Consider the following 17,242-nt stretch of genomic DNA (forward strand, 5'->3'; position numbering starts at 1 on the left):
GTCTTATCCTTCTACTACTAAGCCCATGCTGCGTGCAGAGCCAGCGATGGTATTAACAGCTGCATCTAAACTTGCTGCTGTAAGATCTGATTCTTTCGCTTTAGCAATATCTTCTAATTGCGCGCGAGTCACCTTGCCTACTTTTTCAGTATTTGGACGACCAGAACCACTCTTGATACCTGCGGCTTTTTTCAATAAATAAGAAGCTGGAGGTGTTTTAGTTTCAAAGGTAAATGAACGATCTTCATATACAGTGATAACAACAGGAACTGGAGAGCCTTTCTCCATGTCAGCTGTTTTAGCATTAAATGCCTTACAGAATTCCATGATGTTAACACCTTTTTGACCCAATGCAGGACCAACTGGTGGACTTGGGTTAGCAGCGCCAGCTGCAACCTGTAGCTTAATTAAGCCAGTGACTTTCTTTGCCATGATTCATACTCTCAAATTTGGGTTAAACGCCTCGTAATCACTGAGGATGATTACTCAATCGGCTTCCCGTTCCATAAAAAGGGCGCAAATTATAGATGAAGCCCAAGGGCAACACAAGTGCTATTGTTGACTTTTTATACTTTTATGCTTGTGCGGTTTATTGATAATGACGCCGCGTACTAAGTGCCAACAACCATCTTATTTTAGCAACGAGATTCGTTCTTCTGTTGCTGAAAATAAAAAGATGCCATAAAGGCATCTTTTATAGATTATAAACCGATGAGGTTGAAGGAATTAGCCTTTTTCTACTTGACCAAACTCTAATTCTACAGGTGTCGAGCGACCAAAAATCAATACTGATACTTTCAGGCGGCTTTTTTCATAATCGACTACTTCAACTACGCCATTAAAGTCAGCAAACGGGCCTTCAGTAACACGAACCACTTCACCAGGTTCAAACATGGTTTTAGGTTTAGGCTTGTCATGTGACTCTTCTAAACGATTAAGAATGGCATTTGCTTCTTTGGTTGTAATGGGCGCGGGACGATCCGATGTGCCACCAATAAAACCTAATACACGAGGGATACTTTTCACTAAATGCCATGAATCTTCATTCATATCCATTTGTACCAAGACATAACCAGGGAAAAATTTGCGTTCGCTCTTACGTTGTTGACCAGAGCGCATTTCTACCACTTCCTCAGTCGGAACTAAAATATCGCCAAAGTAGTCTTCCATCGCGTTCATTTTAATGTGTTCAAGTAAGGTTTTTTGAACTCTACCTTCGTAGCCAGAAAAGGCTTGTACGACGTACCATTTTTTGTCTGACATCGTTTATATTCCCAAACCAGTTATTAATGAGACCAACTCAACAATCACCATATCCAGCAGATATAGCAAAAGAGACATGACAGCCGTTGCAATAAGCACAATGATGGTTGTTTGAGTTGTTTCTTGGCGTGTTGGCCAAACCACTTTGCGCACTTCAATTCGAGCATCTTTAGCAAACGTAATAAATGCACTACCTTTGGTTGTAGTCGCTGCGATAAAAAGCGCAACAGCGACAGCAATTACAGCAATCGAAGCACGGATTACAACTGACTCTTCTGCGAACAGATGGTTGGCTGCAACAATACCGCCCAATATACCTAAGGCTACCAACCATTTGACTACGTCTAATGGGTTGGAGTTATTTTCTGTGTTTTCGCTCATGCTAGACCCTAATTCTCATTCTATTTAGTTGGACTCATAAGCCGTTTTCTGAACGCTTAAAGTCTGTCACATATTGCCTAAAGTGGCAGGGGCGGAGGGATTCGAACCCCCAACCATCGGTTTTGGAGACCGCTGTTCTACCAATTGGAACTACGCCCCTAAAATCTCGTTGCCTTCCTAAAGAGAAAGCCTACATTTTAGTTACATCAGCCTTGGGTAATTTTAGATTTTTTTAGGAAAAATTCTGAATCACTATCAAGGCGGGACGCGTATTATACTGATTAAAAGGCTTTATACAACAACTGATCTTGATCAAGCTATTTAGTCAAGCTAAGGACGTTAAAACGCGCTGAATGCTCTAAGATTATCTATCGTTATCTACTTGATCAGCGACGTTCGATTCCGCTATCACTTGGCTAATAGCTTGTTCGACATCGTCTTTTAAAAACTGGTATTTAGGGTGCAGAATATGGAATGAGTCGGTTCTAAATAATTCAAAAAAGCGGTAACTGAGTTTATCCACTTTCCCCATAAGCTCTTCTGTTAGTATGTAAACCCCGTATTCAAAGCGCTTTTCCGTAATTAATTGTGGGATTACGGCAAGATTATTAATCAAATAAAAGCTAATTTCTAATTGCTTACCATACCATCGGTTTACACCACTTTGACTGGCTGCAGTTGACACTAATAGTTTTTTTGGGTCTCTCAGAATGCTAGCATCGCAGGTGAGATGGGGTTGGCACAACACGACAAAAACTGAGCTGACTAAAGGGGGTTCTACCAACACAAATTCTGGATAGTCTTTCAGCAGTAGACGGCTAAAAACCACGTCGCCATCCACGAGTCCATTTTTAATCGCTCTGAGATTGCGGTTAGACGGCTGTTCTACAAATTCCGTTTTAATACCAAGACTGTCATAGGCTTTTTGGATGATAGGTATTAATTCAGCCACTATAACCGGGTGGTTGACGTAAGAGAACGTCATTTTTTTTGGCCTGACTAATTCTTGGCTATAAATAGTAAAAGACGTGCACCACAAAATCACTAGGCTTGCGAAGACTATTTGCAAACTTATCCCCTTATGTAAATTATTGTGCGTCAAAATTAACGGCTTTTGGTATCGATGGTTTTGGGGTAAAACAAGTTTTTGGAAATGGCTTAATAATAGAAAGGCAAAGTCAGTGTAGGTGCTATGGTAAAAAAAGCAATATACGCCTATAGAACCTCAGCCACATTAAGTTTACAGGCTAATCACACGGCGACCAATATATGAGAATAAAAGGCCTCGCAGTAAACTACAATCTCTTAGAAGGCGGACCATAGTGTGTTTTACACTTATGGTCCTTTTTTTGATTTTGGCTAGCTAATTAAGATGGAAAGGTAAAGCTGACACCTTCACGAATACCACTCGATGGCCAACGCTGAGTAATGGTTTTACGCTTCGTATAAAAACGCACCCCATCCGGCCCATACGCATGTAAATCACCAAATAATGAACGTTTCCAGCCTCCGAAGCTGTGGTACGCCACCGGAACAGGTAAAGGGACATTAATACCCACCATACCAACCTGAATGTGGTCTGAAAAATAACGGGCAGCCTCACCATCTCGAGTGAAGATGCAGGTTCCATTGCCATATTCATGTTCATCAATGAGTTGCATCGCTTGTTCCATTGTATCAACGCGCATTACTTGCAGAACAGGACCAAAGATTTCAGCTTGATAACTGTCCATGTCGGCAGTGACCCCATCTATCAGGGTAGCGCCCACAAAAAATCCGTTTTCATGACCGCTAACTTTTAAGTCCCGCCCGTCTACTACAATTTTTGCGCCTTGCTGTTCGGCACCTGTAATGTAGGCGATGACCTTGGCACGATGTTCGGCGGTAATTAAGGGCCCAAAATCATTGCTCGGTTTATCAAAGGCACCAACGTTGAGATTGGTCATGGCCTTCTGCATTTTGGCGACCAAGTCGTCTGCGGCCTTTTGGCCAACAGCCACCACTACAGATAGCGCCATGCAGCGCTCGCCAGAAGAGCCAAAGGCAGCGCCTAATAGCTGATTAACCGCATTATCCATGTCGGCATCAGGCATGACAATCGCGTGATTCTTAGCGCCACCAAGCGCTTGGCAACGCTTACCATTTGCACTCGCCGTTGAATAGATATACTCAGCAATAGGCGTTGAACCAACAAAACTCACCGCTTTGACGCGAGAATCAGTCAACAATAAATCAACAGCTTCTTTATCACCATTGACCACATTTAATACCCCTTTGGGTAATCCTGCTTCGCTTAATAACTGGGCAATGTATAGCGCTGTGCTAGGATCCCGTTCAGAAGGTTTTAGTATGAAGGTATTGCCACATACAATGGCCAGCGGAAACATCCACAGTGGTACCATTGCAGGAAAATTAAAGGGTGTAATGCCAGTCACAACACCGAGTGGTTGAAACTCACTCCATGAATCAATATTAGGCCCCACATTTTTACTGTGCTCACCTTTTAAAAATTGTGGCGCTCCACAAGCAAATTCAACATTTTCAATGCCCCTTTGAATTTCACCTGCAGCATCATGACTAATCTTACCGTGCTCTTGACCGATTAGTTGTGCAATTGTTTCGGCGTGTTCTTCTAAGAGTTGTTTAAACTTAAACATAATACGCGCCCGCTTTATGACCGGTGTATTACGCCAACCAGGAAAAGCCGCTTGTGCGCTAGTAATGGCCTGATCAAGGGTTTGTTTTGATGCCAATAGCACACTGTTAGCAATTTCACCCGTTGCCGGATTGTATACATTTTGCGTGCGTTCTTGTGGTGTCGTTAACTGACCATTTATAAAGTGACCGATGATAGCCATTGAATATCCTTGCAATGTATGACTGGGAAAAAATTAAGATAGCCTTAACACAAACACAGCTGGGTGTTTTGAATACAGCGAATGTTCGTGCGGCTTTGGGTGGATTAAAATAACCAGTGCAATTTATTTTTCGAGGTGATGATAAGCACGTTGGAAGTACAAAAGTGCACCTGCTTCATCATTTTGTTTAATAGCAAGTACCTCGCAGAAAAATACATCATGGGTAGCGACACTCTGTCTTGCGGTTATTTTGCAGTCAAATGAGACTGCAGCGCTTGCTAAAATCGGGGCTCCCGTGACTAAGGTATCCCACTGACCTTGAGCAAAACGCTCTTCCATGGGCGCTTTACCACCAAAGACATTAGACAAGGCATCTTGACCTGCACCTAAGGTATTAATCACTAGGTTTGTTGCTTGGCTAAAACGTTGATGAACTGAGGCACTGCGGTTCAAACACACCAGCAACGTTGGGGGATTATCACTAACACTACAAACTGCCGTGGCAGTAAATCCCGCTTTTTCAGCACCTAAGTTCGTTGTTACGATATTTACTGCGCCGGGCAAACACGCCATGCCATTACGAAATGTGTCAGCCGATATGCACTTGGCAGCATCGTCCATTTTTAGATTACTTAGTGCGCTCATGCAGACTGAACTCCTTATTTTATTGGTTTGTGTTTATAGAATCTGACAAGATTGTTCAAATTCAAGACGGGGTAAACGTTTGTGTACTTTCAGACCATCGCCGTAGCCCAAGTTGATTAAAAAGTTTACTTTCCAAGAGCTATCAGCAAAAAAGAGTTCATTTAATCGTTTAGCATCAAAACCTGACATCGGCCCAGTATCTAAGCCAAGCGCCCTAGCCGCGCTAATCAAATAGGCACCTTGCAAAGAACTATTGCGCATCGCGGTTTCAAAAGCCGCTTCAGGGCTAGAAGTAAACCAACTTTTAGCATCCGCATAAGGAAACAGCATGGGTAAGTGCTCGTAAAATGTTTCATCATAGGCCACGATCACGGTGCACGGCGCTGTCATAGTTTTTTCTAAGTTACCGCTCGACAATGCAGGCTTTAGCTTTTCTCTGCCTTCATCGGAGGTAATAAATACAAAACGAGCTGGACAACAATTTGCAGAGGTAGGCCCAAGCTTAACTAAATCGTAAAGCTGATGAATTAGCGATTCAGGAATAGCTTTGTCTTGCCAGCTTACGTGGGTGTGGGCTTCACTAAAAAGCTGTTCAAGTGATGATGTATCTAATGGTGTTGTCATAATGTTTATCTAATCAGGTGCAATAATCTGCGTTTACGCCACAGAAAATCGACCTAGTTGCTCCAATAATAATGAATTAAAAGTTTCAGGGGTGGTAATGCTTGACGCATGACCACCGTAATCAAATAACGTTAAGGTCGCCGCCGGTAGTTTGTTTGCTAAGCACTGGGAGCGCTGCCAAGGCACTAACATGTCATCTTTGTTGGCAACAACCAATGTAGGAACGTGAATGTCACGTAGCTGTGCCTCATTATCAAACTGACTTAAAGCACTGATCCGCGCTAACAAATTTGTTTTGTCAGGAAAGTGTCTCAAAGCAAGCTGTTCTTCCTTTTGCAGTAAATCAATATTGTTTACGATCCAATCTGGCGGATACAAAAGCAGGGCTTGGGTCTGCAGATAAATTTCTGCAGAACAACTCTCTAATATCGCCTTTCTTATATTGAAGCAACGTAAGGTATGAGGATTGGGGCTACTCCACGCATTTATCAGGACCATAGATTGCAATAATGCTGGACGGTCTGCGGCTAGCTGCATACCCACTAAACCACCTAGCGCATGACCAACAAAATGGCAGTGGGTAATGTCGAGTGAATCAAGCAATTGTGATAATTCGTCACTCATATGCTGTATAGAATAGTTCTTGGGCAAACCTGCAGGGCTGCGTCCTGTACCAAGCTGATCATAAACAATAACGTGGTAATCGGTGCGCAAAGCTTCAAGTTGTCTTTGCCAGAAATGGGCTGAGCCCCCCAATCCTGAGCTTAACACAACGGTTGCTGCCCTCGCTTTTTTAGCTGGTAGTCGTTCAAAATACATTACATGCCTCATGCCGCCCAAAGTCAGCGTATGCGCTGATGACTAAGTTCCCGACTAACTTGAAAGTTAAGTCCACTCTCATCACCTAACGCTAAGCAATATGTGCAATGCTGGCAATTTCTACCAAGGCATCAGGTTTAACTAAGCCACACTGAATGCAATACCGAGCAGGTTTTTCACCAGGAAAATACTCTGCATATACTTTATTCAAGGCTGGATAGTCGTCCCAGTTAGTCAGCATAATAGTGTTAAACGTAACATCATCCATCGTGCCTCCAGCAGCTTCTACCACTCCTTTAATCGTCTCTAATACATGACGAGTTTGCGCTTCTGCATCACCAACATGTACCACGTTGTTTTCTTTATCAAAGGCTAATGTACCTGAAACATACAGGATGTTATCTGCCATTGAACCTGGGACATAGGGCGCTAAAGGCTTGCCTGTACCTGGGGGGATAATCGATTTTTTAGTCATGCTGTTTCCCTATTGTAAAAACGCAGTATTAATAAACTTCAGTTACGCTATTTTGCTATTAATGGTTTGGCTAAAGGCCTCTACCGTCGAGACCCAACCAAAAAACGTGGCTATGTTAAAGAGGGACGACTCTTGTATAGCACTTGAACCCGCTTGATGAGTTGCATCAGCCAGCACAACCCCAAAGTATTCCAGAAAAAATCCGTCTCGTAAGGTGGACTCCACGCATACATTGGTGGCAATACCGGTAAACACTAAGTTACGAATGCCACGGCTGCGCAACATGCTGTCTAAGTTGGTATTGTAAAAGCCGCTATACCGAGTCTTAGGAATAACAATGTCACCTTCTTGTGGCTGCAACTCATCAACCAATTGATAATCCCATGTGCCTTTTGCCAACAAAGTGCCCATTAACTCTGGATGTTTACGCATGGTCTTTAGGGCGTTAGATTTATACCAATTGGGTGAACCAGGGCCCCCCGCTTCGCTATATTGTTGATCCCAGCCATTTTGAAAAAACACAATGTGCATGCCGGCTTTACGAGCCATTTCTATTGCTTTAGCGGTTTGCTCAATCACAGGTCCTGTGCTTGAAATATCAAATCCTGCTTTGTCTAAATAGCCATTTTTAGAGGCATAGGCGTTTTGCATATCGACGACGATTAAAGCGCTTTCGCTCAGTTTCAAAGCTAAAGGCTCTGGCTGTGCGGGAAGGATAACCTCACCCACCTCAGTTCCTGAGCAGTAACCCGCAACGGTAAATTCAGTGACGGTCGGCATTAGGCTACCTGCTCACACTTAGACGCAATGATATGCTGACGAGACTTCATCAGCGGTTGAATTTTTTGACCGTAGTCATCCATACCCTGAATAAAATCATCAAACGTCAGTAATACCCCTTCACAGCCGTCAACAGTATCAATTTCATCTAACATCGCTGCCACTGAGGCAAAGGATCCGACTAAGGTTCCCATATTTAAATTTACTGCTGAAGTAGGATCGGTCATGTCACGTACATTGGTGTCTTTACCGGATTTTTTATCTACTGCGCCTTGGGTTGTCATCCAATCAAGGGCATCTTGATCTTTACCCGCTTTATAACGCTCCCATTTAGCCATCGCCAGCTCGTCAGTTTCATCTGCGATGACCATAATTAAGACAACTGAACCAACCTTGCGGCCAATATTATCAGCTACTTGTTTTAATCTTTGGGCGGTTGGTGCAAAAGCGGTTGGCGTGTTTAATCCTTTGCCAAAACAGAAGTTATAGTTGGCATGCTGAGCGGAAAATTCCATTCCTGCGGCACTTTGCCCGGCACAAATAATGGGAATATCTGCTTGCGGTTTAGGTAGCATGTGGCAATCATCCATTTTGAAATGCTCACCTTTAAAATCACTGCGCCCAGTAGTCCAAAGTTCTTTACACACTTGAATATACTCAGCAAGATATTCGTAGCGATTCGAGAAAAACTCATCTCCAGGCCACATGCCCATTTGCGAATATTCAGGACGTTGCCAGCCGGTAATTAAGTTAACACCAAAACGACCATGGGAGATGGAGTCGATAGTTGTGGTCATTCTAGCCATAATCGCTGGAGGCATAACCAGTGTGGCAGCAGTCGCATATAGTTTTATTTTTTGCGTGACCGCTGCCAAACCAGCCATCAGAGTGAAAGACTCTAGGTTATAATCCCAAAACTCGGTTTTACCACCAAAGCCCCTCAATTTTATCATCGACAACGCGAAATCCATTCCGTAGTGCTCGGCTTTTTGCACTATCTCTTTATTCAAATCAAAGCTTGGTTTGTATTGTGGTGACGTACTGGAAATTAACCAGCCGTTGTTGCCAATTGGAATAAATATACCCACGTCCATAATCGTCTCACTTTTGTTTTTGTTATCGATTTTCACGCCACATCAAGGCGCACCGTTTGTGCCACTGATGACAAGCAAACAACCCTTTGCTCTCAGTATGAGTTAGCACAAACTAAGCCAAACATTGAAAGTCAATTAAAAACAATGAGTTAGATTAAAAAATTACTTATTTCAGACCATTCGGTCTAGGTTAATGCATTGGTGTTGTGCAGATTGTGCAAAAATGATGCAACTAGGCAAAAGAACATGGCGGATAAAAAAAGCATAGTAGAGCGCAGTTTCACTTCACTGTATTAAACAATGAGTTGAAATACCTTGATAATCATTTAGCTCAATTGGGCATGACTGTAAATCGGGTAGGATAGTGCAAAGGAAGTGAGCTTACTTCACTGCCGGGGCAAAGTAAGCTCAGACGATGATATTACTCTAGGCCGATAAAACCACCGGTCTGATGAGCCCATAGTTTTGCGTAGATGCCACCTAGTGCGATTAATTCGGCATGAGAGCCACTTTCGACAATACGACCTTGATCGAGTATCAGTAATCTGTCCATTTGCGCAATGGTCGACAAACGATGGGCAATGGCCAACACCGTTTTATTTTCCATGATTTTATCAAGGCACTGCTGAATAGCCGCTTCTACTTCCGAATCAAGAGCGGATGTGGCTTCATCAAGGATCAAAATAGGCGCGTCTTTGAGCATAACTCGTGCTATTGCAATACGCTGGCGCTGACCACCGGAAAGTTTCACACCGCGATCGCCTACGTGAGCGTCATAGCCAACCCGCCCCTCTCCATCAGATAACGCTTGAATGAACTCATGAGATTCAGCCTGACGTGCTGCTCGTAGCATATCTTCTTCAGTGGCATCGAGTCGGCCGTAAAGGATGTTTTCTCGCACCGACCGATGCAGTAAGGACGTATCTTGTGTGACCATACTGATATTTGCTCTGAGACTTTCTTGACTGAGCTCAGCAATATTCTGCCCGTCAATTTTAATCTCACCACTTTGGATATCGTAAAAACGCAACAGTAAATTCACTAAACTTGATTTACCCGCGCCAGAACGACCTACCAAGCCTACTTTTTCGCCGGGCTTGATTGAAATGTTGAGCTCGTTAAATACCGCATTTGCTGCGCGGTCAGGTCCTTCGTAAGCAAAGTTTACTTGTTTAAATTCGATAGCACCGCCACTTACCTTGAGTTCAGGCGCATTATCGATGTCTTTTACGGCTACCGGAACCGACAAGCTGTTGATGCCATCCTGCACGGTACCGATATTCTCAAACAGATTAGACACTTCCCACATTATCCACTGTGACATACCGTTGAGTCGCAAACTTAAACTCACCGCAATCGCAATATCACCAGGGCTTATTGCCTGTTGCAACCAAAGATAAATGGACAAACTACTTATACAAAATACTAAAAATGCATTGTTGAACCACACACAAGCGTTTAATACTGTCACTAAGCGCATTTGCGGATAAACACTATGTAAAAAATCAACCATACCCTGTTTGGCATAGTCTGCTTCGCGACTGGTGTGGGCAAAAAGTTTGACCGTGGCAATATTGGTATAACTATCAACAATTCGTCCTGTCATCACTGAACGGGCGTCGGCTTGCTTTTGCGATACTTTTTTTAGTTTTGGAACCAATTTACGTAAAATAAAGACGTAAATAACAAACCACAGGGCCAAAGGTGTTGCCAAGCGCCAATCTGCACTAAAAACCAACACCACAATGCTAAGAAAATACACGCTGACATACACAAATATATCTAGCGACTTCATCACCGCCTCTCGCACGGCCAAGGCAGTTTGCATGACTTTGGTGGCCACACGCCCAGCAAATTCATTTTGGAAAAAACTCATACTTTGACCAATCACATAACGATGGGCCTGCCAGCGAATACGCATGGGAAAATTTCCAAGCAAAGCTTGGTGAGTCAACAAAGATTGCACTATCACAAGGCAAGGCAACACTAGCAGGATCAAGGCCGCCATCCATAACAGGGTAGAAAATTCTTGCTCTAAGAAGGTTGCCCTATCACGCTCAGAGAGCCAATCAACTAGCTGGCCTAAAAAACCAAAAATAGAGACTTCAATCATGGCGATGCTGGCCGCTAGAATTGATACAGCAATCAGGGCCCCCCACATCCCTTGCGAATAATAACGGCAAAAAGCAAACAAGGTGGTGGGCGGCTGCTCCGGGGTATAAGTGGGAAAAGCCTTAGTTAAACGTTCAAAAAATGCAAACATAGAGTCATGATAATAACAGCAATAATGTGGGCTTATGATACCGCACGTAAGCCCCTATCGTTGTTAAATTTTTAGCGGGAAATTGTAAAACTACTCGTTGAAGCCTAATGCCTGAAGCTTTGCCTCAATTTTCTGCGAATGTTGTTTTTCCCATTGCGCTAGATCCATGGCAGCATCTTTATCAGTTCGCGATTTTCCCGCGGTATAAACCTGTATCAGTTGCGCTTGCGGGATCACAGCAATGCCGTCTTCATCTGCAACAATATAATCGCCTGCATAAACAGTGACCCCGCCGCATTGAATAGGTTGGTTAAAAGGATAAATTTTATCTTTAGCGGCAGGGACAGGGATTACGCCACGTGCGTAAACTGGAAATTGAATACCGCGAATTTCACCAATGTCTCTGACTAATCCATCAATAATCATGGCCACAACACCACGTTGTTTCGCCACTGCGCATACATTACCGCCGGTGGAGGCAAAATCGTGATCGGCTTCAACCACCAGCACGTCGCCTGGCTTGGCACGATAAATAGCCGCATGCAGGCTTAAATGGTCACCTTTACCACATTTAACCGTAAATGCGGGGCCTGCTATTCGTGGCATCGGTGTCCATAACTGATGAATAGCCGGATCAATATATTGTTCACGAGGCAAAGCTTCTGCATATTCACAAGGTGAAACACTCAATAAATCCTGTATCAAAGGGACATCAGACATCACTACAATCCTATAAATTTAAGACCAAACATACCAACCCAATACAGACATATCGCCACTTGGATTAAAAAGAAAACAAAGCGTATTTGCACCGCCAATACTGATGTAGACACTAAGTGACTGATTGATTGGCCAAATCGCGCTAGCAGTAAAACATAAGCGAAATCATTAGTGACCATCGTGGAATTGGTGGCCAAAGAAAACAATAACAAACCTCCGATGAAAGCAAAACTTTCGACACAATTGGCTTGAGCACGGGTTAACCGCTGGCCAAATGGCGGCGAATCAGAGCCATCAGCCTTAAAAGCATTTGGGGCTTTTTTGCGTTTCATGACCAAATCAGTACGATAAATAGCTAAGGCCACCAGCAGCAATAAAGTCCAAGTGATGTAGCCTAGTAAAGCAATAATCGTTGCGTTCATACTTAAATCTCTTAGGTGAAGAGTTGTCGACTCAATAATGACTTCAATAATTGATTGTAACGGCTATTCAACGCTTTTATAGGCCAGCTTATGGGCGCCCTGTTCCCAATTTATACCGTCAAATTTTACGATGCTAATTGAGTTAGGCTGCGTATCTAAGCAGTTCACATTCACATCGATACCATCTGGATTAGAACGAGGAGTGTAAAAAGGCTTTACGCCACATACAGAGCAAAAAGTATGTTTGGCTACACCGGTGTTAAAAGTATAAGTTGTGAGTTTGTCGGCACCACTAAGCAAGGTGAATTTACTTAGTGGTACGATTAGATGTAAAAAACCTGACTTGCTGCAAATTGAACAATTACAATCATCGACGTTTAAATCAGCCGGCGCTTCAACTTCAAAGGTAAGCGCCCTGCAATGACAACTGCCCCGATACTTCATTTGCAAATCCTCTTGCGTGGCTAAAAGTTGGCTAACTCAATTTACGCGCTTTAAATTTACGGCCTTTTAATTTGCCTTCGCTAAATTGTTTTAAACTGCGTTTTACACTTCGGGTTTTAATCGCCACATAGGTGTGCGTAGCCGTAACATTTATTTTGCCCACGTCTTCAAACGGAACGTCAGCATCTTTAGTCAACGCACCAAGAATATCGCCAGGGCGTAACTTGTCTTTTTTACCACCATCAATACACACGGTCACAAACTCTGGCTCAATCAAACGATTTTGGTGAAAACGAATCGATTGGATCCCAAGCCACTTAACTTTGCTTCCTTGATAGTCTTCAATGGCATTGGCTCTGGCCATCTCTTTGGGTGCAACTAAGGTCAACGCTAAACCTTTGGCGTCAGCGCGTCCGGTGCGGCCAATTCGGTGAACATGGACTTCAGGGTCGGGGGTAATTTGATACGAGATGACCGCATTAACTTCTTTAACGTCTAAGCCTCGAGAAGCAACATCAGTAGCAATAAGCACTGAGGCACTTTTATTAGCAAAGCGTGTTAGCACTTGAGTACGATCTTTTTGCTCTAAATCGCCATGTAACGCCAGAGCGGAAACCCCTAAACTAATAAGTTCATCAGCCACTTCTTGGCAGGCAATTTTAGTGTTACAGAAAATAATTGCCGATTCTGGCTGATAATGACTCAGCAATGCCGCTACCGCTTTAACACGATGTGGCTCATCAACTTCAAAAAAGATCTGCTCGATACTACTGGTATCATGAGTCGCTTCAACACTGACTTCAATCGGATTACGTTGTACTTGACCACTAATTTGCGCAATGGATTCAGGGTAGGTTGCTGAGAATAATAAGGTTTGACGCTCATTTGGAATATGACGTACAACCGCTGCCATTTCATCTTCAAATCCCATATCCAGCATACGGTCAGCTTCATCTAATACCAGAGTATTCACTTCACTCAGATCGAGGCGTTGGCGTGACAAGTGGTCAATGATGCGACCTGGCGTACCGACAATAATATGCGCGCCGTGCTCCAACGAACCAATTTGTGGCCCCATAGGAACCCCACCACACAGTGTGAGTACCTTGATATTGTGGATACCGCGGGCGAGTCGGCGAATTTCTTCGGCAACTTGCTCAGCGAGCTCGCGAGTGGGACACAGCACTAATGACTGGATACGAAAACGCTCTACTCGCAAGTTTTGAAGTAAACCCAAACCAAAGGCAGCGGTTTTTCCGCTCCCTGTCTTGGCTTTAGCCACAACATCTTTACCTTCCAATATTGGCGGTAAACTGACAGCTTGGATATCCGTCATTTGACTAAAACCAAGGGTTGCTAAATTGTCGAGCAGGGCTGCTTTTAGGCCTAATGACGCAAATTCTTTATTCAAAATATTCTCTATTTAGGTAATAACGATGCTGAGCTTACTATGCAAAAAACACCAATGGTCATTTAAGACAACTGCTTTATTTTTCGCTAATGGATTGTGCAGAACTGCACATCATCCAGCTCTGGCGTTTAATTTTGTTTGCTTGTGTGACCTCAGGTAGAACTTTATTCCAACTCAAGCGATGGCTGTAATCATTGCCTTACCTCATGCTCACGCAAACTTCATCTTTAAAGCTAAGGTTTATCGCTTTGTGGCGATTTTATCATCGCAAGTATAACAGTTCAGTTAAAAATTACAGGAGCTAAACGTGCTGCAGACTCATCTACATCAACTTAATCTAAGGTCATAAATAATGCACCTTAGTTTTGTTTTACTGTTTCGCCCATAAATTTACTATGCCCTTATCTAAATGTGCATGTAGGCCATTTTGTTGCTGATAGAGCGTTAACCACTGCTGAGTAATCTGGCTATACTGTGCTGAACGTTTATAGTTCTCTGCGGCTTCGATTAACTTAGTGACCATTTCCATATCGGAGCCTTTCGATAGGGCAAGGTAACTGGTCACCTGCCGGTAAACAAATCTTTGCTTTACCTGGCTACAATCAAGGTTTAATTGATGACAGAAGTACTGTATTCCTATCGACGACAAGAACACGTTTTTGACTTCACCATTGACTAAGGCTGTGACACCCTGCCCCCAATTTTGTAACTTTACGATATTGTTAATACCTGCTTGCTGCAAGACATCGATTCGATAATCACCGTCTAATACGGCGTATTTTTCATTGACCTCAAGTTGTTCAATGTCCGAAACGAACTGTCCATTTAGACTAAAAATACCAACAATATTGTTAGTTAATGGACTTATCCAAAAAAAATCATTTTCTCGTTCTGGCAAACGCGCTATAGAAAAAAGCAAGACATTAGATTTACTCTGCGCTTCTTTAAAAACTCGCTCCCACGGTGCCACTAATATTTCTTGCTCTATGCCTGCTTCTCGCAAAATACCTTTTACGGTATCAATAGTCAGGCCGGTTAAATGCCCGCGGCTATCAAGCTGACTAAACGGTGGCTCTAAACTGGTAATGACCCAGAATGGAGGCTGTTTGGCCAGGACAAGCTTCGTTTGTAACAACAGCACAAATACGAAAAAGATCAATTTAGGTACTATTACCATCTTCATTTCACTTTTTGTGCAATTGCCAGTTAATGGTTTGCCCTGCAAAAAACGGCACGATAGGGTTTTCATTCGGCAAGGTAATAGACTCAGGCACTTGCCACGCTTGTTTTACTAAGGTGACCGTGTCGGTGTTGCGGGGTAAGCCATAAAAATCAGCGCCATAAAAACTAGCAAAACCTTCGAGCTTATCTAAAGCGCCAAGCTCTTCAAAGACTTGAGCATAGAGCTCTAACGCACTCCAAGCACTGTAGCAACCGGCACAACCACAAGCAGATTCTTTACGATGTTTTTCATGGGGCGCAGAATCCGTTCCTAAGAAGAAACGCGACGAGCCGCTAGCAACGGCTTCTCGTAAAGCCTGTTGATGAGTGCTACGTTTGAGCACAGGTAAACAATAGTTATGCGGCCGTACGCCACCCACAAGCATATCGTTGCGATTAAGCAGTAAATGTTGAGGGGTAATGGTTGCAGCGACATTGACCGAGCTTTCATTCACAAAATCCACCGCACCTGCGGTAGTAATGTGTTCAAAAACCACTTTTAATTGTGGGAAATCACTGACCAATTTACTCAGGTAGAGGTCGATAAAAACTTGCTCACGGTCAAAGATATCAACATGACGGTCTGTCACTTCTCCATGCACAAGCAATAACATGCCAACTTCAGCCATGGCAGCAAACACTGAGTATAAACTTTCGATGCCTTTTACAGCGGCATCTGAATTTGTCGTTGCTCCAGCAGGATAGAGTTTTGCAGCCAAAATGCCAGCTTGTTTCGCTTCTATAATATCTTTTGCGGTGGTTTGGTTTGTTAGGTACAAAGTCATCAGAGGTTCAAAGCCTTGAAACTCACCTCTGGCTTGCAGAATTCTGTCGCGGTACTCCAGTGCCATTTTAGCAGTAGTCACAGGTGGAACTAGGTTAGGCATTACGATCGCACGAGAAAAACATCGGGCGGTAGCAGGCACCGTTTCAGCGAGCATGTCGCCATCACGAAAATGAAGATGCCAATCATCTGGTGTTGTTATCGTTAATGTTTGCATAGAAACCCTTTGACTGAAACTGATAGATTACGCGTGTTTAATCACGCTATTATGCCGTAATTTTCAGTGCAAAATAACTATTGTTTTTTTGGATTGCTCTGCCTAGCCGATTAAAAGCTCAGAATGAACTTTTGGTTAAACTAAAAGATTGAGATTTGCGGTTAAAATCGTCACCGCATAAGACTGAACTTAAGAAAATAGGGCTGAATTAAAATGTCTATATATGCACCCAAGCTATAGGCAATCGGATAGACTGCAAGGTAAACCTTTTGATTATAGCTAAAGTTTTTTAACGTTACGGTGGTGGAGTTGCAAAATTCAATGCGAATTTTGCCAAGAATTGGTAAAGTCTAGTTTTCACCCCGACATCCCTGCCGGAGCTTTTACGAGAAGGGTGAATTATACTTTTTTGACAAATTCCGACTTTAATTTCATGGCTCCAATACCATCAATTTTGCAGTCGATATCATGATCGCCATCCACTAAACGGATGTTTTTCACTTTTGTTCCTACTTTGACCACCAAAGAAGACCCCTTCACTTTCAGATCTTTAATCACGGTAATGGTGTCACCATCTTGCAAGGTATTACCATTTGAGTCCTTAATCACTTTTTCATCTTCCTGCATTGCAACGATGGACCATTCATGGGCGCATTCTGGGCAAATATAATTTAGGCCATCTTCGTAAGTGTATTCTGACTGGCAAGCGGGACAATTGGGTAAATCGCTCATTGAGCTTCCTTTAACGGTAATAACAGCGCACTTCGCACTAAATGACATGTGAAGGGGTAATTATCCCTACTTTTTATAAGGATTACTAG

General features: G+C 43.2%; 19 protein-coding genes and 1 tRNA gene. All 20 read right to left on the reverse strand.

Annotated features, from left to right (window positions below; all coding sequences use genetic code 11):
- Positions 1 to 3 precede the first annotated feature (3 nt).
- Positions 4 to 432 carry a 50S ribosomal protein L11 gene (gene rplK / locus NWQ57_RS14315; RefSeq protein WP_306022842.1) on the reverse strand — a complete coding sequence of 143 codons (429 nt, stop codon included), beginning with the start codon at positions 430 to 432 and terminating at the stop codon, positions 4 to 6.
- 294 nt (positions 433 to 726) lie between these two features.
- Complete coding sequence (nusG, locus tag NWQ57_RS14320) at positions 727 to 1,263, reverse strand: transcription termination/antitermination protein NusG (protein ID WP_306022843.1); 537 nt, start codon at positions 1,261 to 1,263, stop codon at positions 727 to 729.
- A 3-nt stretch (positions 1,264 to 1,266) separates the two neighbouring features.
- Positions 1,267 to 1,644, reverse strand: a complete 378-nt coding sequence (gene secE / locus NWQ57_RS14325; protein ID WP_306022844.1) for a preprotein translocase subunit SecE — start codon at positions 1,642 to 1,644, stop codon at positions 1,267 to 1,269.
- An 83-nt stretch (positions 1,645 to 1,727) separates the two neighbouring features.
- A tRNA-Trp gene (locus tag NWQ57_RS14330) sits at positions 1,728 to 1,804 on the reverse strand.
- 204 nt (positions 1,805 to 2,008) lie between these two features.
- Positions 2,009 to 2,713: a hypothetical protein gene (locus NWQ57_RS14335; protein ID WP_306022845.1), complete on the reverse strand. Its 705-nt coding sequence runs from the start codon at positions 2,711 to 2,713 to the stop codon at positions 2,009 to 2,011.
- Positions 2,714 to 3,011: 298 nt separating this feature from the next.
- Positions 3,012 to 4,502 carry a CoA-acylating methylmalonate-semialdehyde dehydrogenase gene (locus NWQ57_RS14340; protein ID WP_306022846.1) on the reverse strand — a complete coding sequence of 497 codons (1,491 nt, stop codon included), beginning with the start codon at positions 4,500 to 4,502 and terminating at the stop codon, positions 3,012 to 3,014.
- Positions 4,503 to 4,625: 123 nt separating this feature from the next.
- On the reverse strand, positions 4,626 to 5,147 hold the full coding sequence (locus tag NWQ57_RS14345) for a flavin reductase (RefSeq protein ID WP_306022847.1): 522 nt from the start codon (positions 5,145 to 5,147) through the stop codon (positions 4,626 to 4,628).
- Between the two features lie 33 nt (positions 5,148 to 5,180).
- A complete protein-coding gene (locus NWQ57_RS14350) occupies positions 5,181 to 5,771 on the reverse strand; it encodes a malonic semialdehyde reductase (protein WP_306022848.1) in 591 nt (196 codons plus the stop codon).
- Positions 5,772 to 5,804: 33 nt separating this feature from the next.
- The gene (gene rutD / locus NWQ57_RS14355; RefSeq protein WP_306022849.1) at positions 5,805 to 6,590 is read right to left on the reverse strand and encodes a pyrimidine utilization protein D; all 786 of its coding nucleotides are present in this window, start codon (positions 6,588 to 6,590) and stop codon (positions 5,805 to 5,807) included.
- Positions 6,591 to 6,681: 91 nt separating this feature from the next.
- Positions 6,682 to 7,065: a pyrimidine utilization protein C gene (gene rutC / locus NWQ57_RS14360; protein WP_306022850.1), complete on the reverse strand. Its 384-nt coding sequence runs from the start codon at positions 7,063 to 7,065 to the stop codon at positions 6,682 to 6,684.
- 42 nt (positions 7,066 to 7,107) lie between these two features.
- On the reverse strand, positions 7,108 to 7,845 hold the full coding sequence (rutB, locus tag NWQ57_RS14365) for a pyrimidine utilization protein B (RefSeq protein WP_306022851.1): 738 nt from the start codon (positions 7,843 to 7,845) through the stop codon (positions 7,108 to 7,110).
- Positions 7,845 to 8,975 carry a pyrimidine utilization protein A gene (gene rutA / locus NWQ57_RS14370; RefSeq protein ID WP_306022852.1) on the reverse strand — a complete coding sequence of 377 codons (1,131 nt, stop codon included), beginning with the start codon at positions 8,973 to 8,975 and terminating at the stop codon, positions 7,845 to 7,847. The genes rutB and rutA overlap by 1 nt, the downstream gene beginning before the upstream one ends.
- A 385-nt stretch (positions 8,976 to 9,360) precedes the next feature.
- The gene (locus NWQ57_RS14375; RefSeq protein WP_306022853.1) at positions 9,361 to 11,202 is read right to left on the reverse strand and encodes an ABC transporter ATP-binding protein; all 1,842 of its coding nucleotides are present in this window, start codon (positions 11,200 to 11,202) and stop codon (positions 9,361 to 9,363) included.
- Positions 11,203 to 11,292: 90 nt separating this feature from the next.
- A complete protein-coding gene (locus NWQ57_RS14380) occupies positions 11,293 to 11,922 on the reverse strand; it encodes an RraA family protein (RefSeq protein ID WP_306022854.1) in 630 nt (209 codons plus the stop codon).
- 2 nt (positions 11,923 to 11,924) lie between these two features.
- Positions 11,925 to 12,344, reverse strand: a complete 420-nt coding sequence (locus tag NWQ57_RS14385; protein WP_306022855.1) for an MAPEG family protein — start codon at positions 12,342 to 12,344, stop codon at positions 11,925 to 11,927.
- Positions 12,345 to 12,407: 63 nt separating this feature from the next.
- On the reverse strand, positions 12,408 to 12,788 hold the full coding sequence (locus NWQ57_RS14390) for a GFA family protein (protein WP_306022856.1): 381 nt from the start codon (positions 12,786 to 12,788) through the stop codon (positions 12,408 to 12,410).
- A 31-nt stretch (positions 12,789 to 12,819) separates the two neighbouring features.
- A complete protein-coding gene (gene dbpA / locus NWQ57_RS14395) occupies positions 12,820 to 14,199 on the reverse strand; it encodes an ATP-dependent RNA helicase DbpA (RefSeq protein WP_306022857.1) in 1,380 nt (459 codons plus the stop codon).
- 370 nt (positions 14,200 to 14,569) lie between these two features.
- The gene (locus NWQ57_RS14400; protein WP_306022858.1) at positions 14,570 to 15,382 is read right to left on the reverse strand and encodes an ABC transporter substrate-binding protein; all 813 of its coding nucleotides are present in this window, start codon (positions 15,380 to 15,382) and stop codon (positions 14,570 to 14,572) included.
- Between the two features lies 1 nt (position 15,383).
- The gene (gene pyrC / locus NWQ57_RS14405) at positions 15,384 to 16,421 is read right to left on the reverse strand and encodes a dihydroorotase (protein WP_306022859.1); all 1,038 of its coding nucleotides are present in this window, start codon (positions 16,419 to 16,421) and stop codon (positions 15,384 to 15,386) included.
- A gap of 399 nt (positions 16,422 to 16,820) precedes the next feature.
- The gene (locus NWQ57_RS14410) at positions 16,821 to 17,153 is read right to left on the reverse strand and encodes a zinc ribbon domain-containing protein YjdM (protein ID WP_306022860.1); all 333 of its coding nucleotides are present in this window, start codon (positions 17,151 to 17,153) and stop codon (positions 16,821 to 16,823) included.
- Positions 17,154 to 17,242: the final 89 nt, after the last annotated feature.

It is taken from the genome of Paraglaciecola sp., assembly GCF_030730205.1.
Taxonomy (GTDB): Bacteria; Pseudomonadota; Gammaproteobacteria; order Enterobacterales; family Alteromonadaceae; genus Paraglaciecola.

Coding starts and splice junctions, on each gene's coding strand:
- rplK (WP_306022842.1), bottom strand. CDS start 432: ATGGCAAAGAAAGTCACTGGCTTAATTAAGCTACAGGTTGCAGCTGGC.
- nusG (WP_306022843.1), bottom strand. CDS start 1,263: ATGTCAGACAAAAAATGGTACGTCGTACAAGCCTTTTCTGGCTACGAA.
- secE (WP_306022844.1), bottom strand. CDS start 1,644: ATGAGCGAAAACACAGAAAATAACTCCAACCCATTAGACGTAGTCAAA.
- NWQ57_RS14340 (WP_306022846.1), bottom strand. CDS start 4,502: ATGGCTATCATCGGTCACTTTATAAATGGTCAGTTAACGACACCACAA.
- NWQ57_RS14345 (WP_306022847.1), bottom strand. CDS start 5,147: ATGAGCGCACTAAGTAATCTAAAAATGGACGATGCTGCCAAGTGCATA.
- NWQ57_RS14350 (WP_306022848.1), bottom strand. CDS start 5,771: ATGACAACACCATTAGATACATCATCACTTGAACAGCTTTTTAGTGAA.
- rutD (WP_306022849.1), bottom strand. CDS start 6,590: ATGTATTTTGAACGACTACCAGCTAAAAAAGCGAGGGCAGCAACCGTT.
- rutC (WP_306022850.1), bottom strand. CDS start 7,065: ATGACTAAAAAATCGATTATCCCCCCAGGTACAGGCAAGCCTTTAGCG.
- rutB (WP_306022851.1), bottom strand. CDS start 7,845: ATGCCGACCGTCACTGAATTTACCGTTGCGGGTTACTGCTCAGGAACT.
- NWQ57_RS14375 (WP_306022853.1), bottom strand. CDS start 11,202: ATGTTTGCATTTTTTGAACGTTTAACTAAGGCTTTTCCCACTTATACC.
- NWQ57_RS14380 (WP_306022854.1), bottom strand. CDS start 11,922: ATGTCTGATGTCCCTTTGATACAGGATTTATTGAGTGTTTCACCTTGT.
- NWQ57_RS14385 (WP_306022855.1), bottom strand. CDS start 12,344: ATGAACGCAACGATTATTGCTTTACTAGGCTACATCACTTGGACTTTA.
- NWQ57_RS14390 (WP_306022856.1), bottom strand. CDS start 12,788: ATGAAGTATCGGGGCAGTTGTCATTGCAGGGCGCTTACCTTTGAAGTT.
- NWQ57_RS14400 (WP_306022858.1), bottom strand. CDS start 15,382: ATGAAGATGGTAATAGTACCTAAATTGATCTTTTTCGTATTTGTGCTG.
- pyrC (WP_306022859.1), bottom strand. CDS start 16,421: ATGCAAACATTAACGATAACAACACCAGATGATTGGCATCTTCATTTT.
- NWQ57_RS14410 (WP_306022860.1), bottom strand. CDS start 17,153: ATGAGCGATTTACCCAATTGTCCCGCTTGCCAGTCAGAATACACTTAC.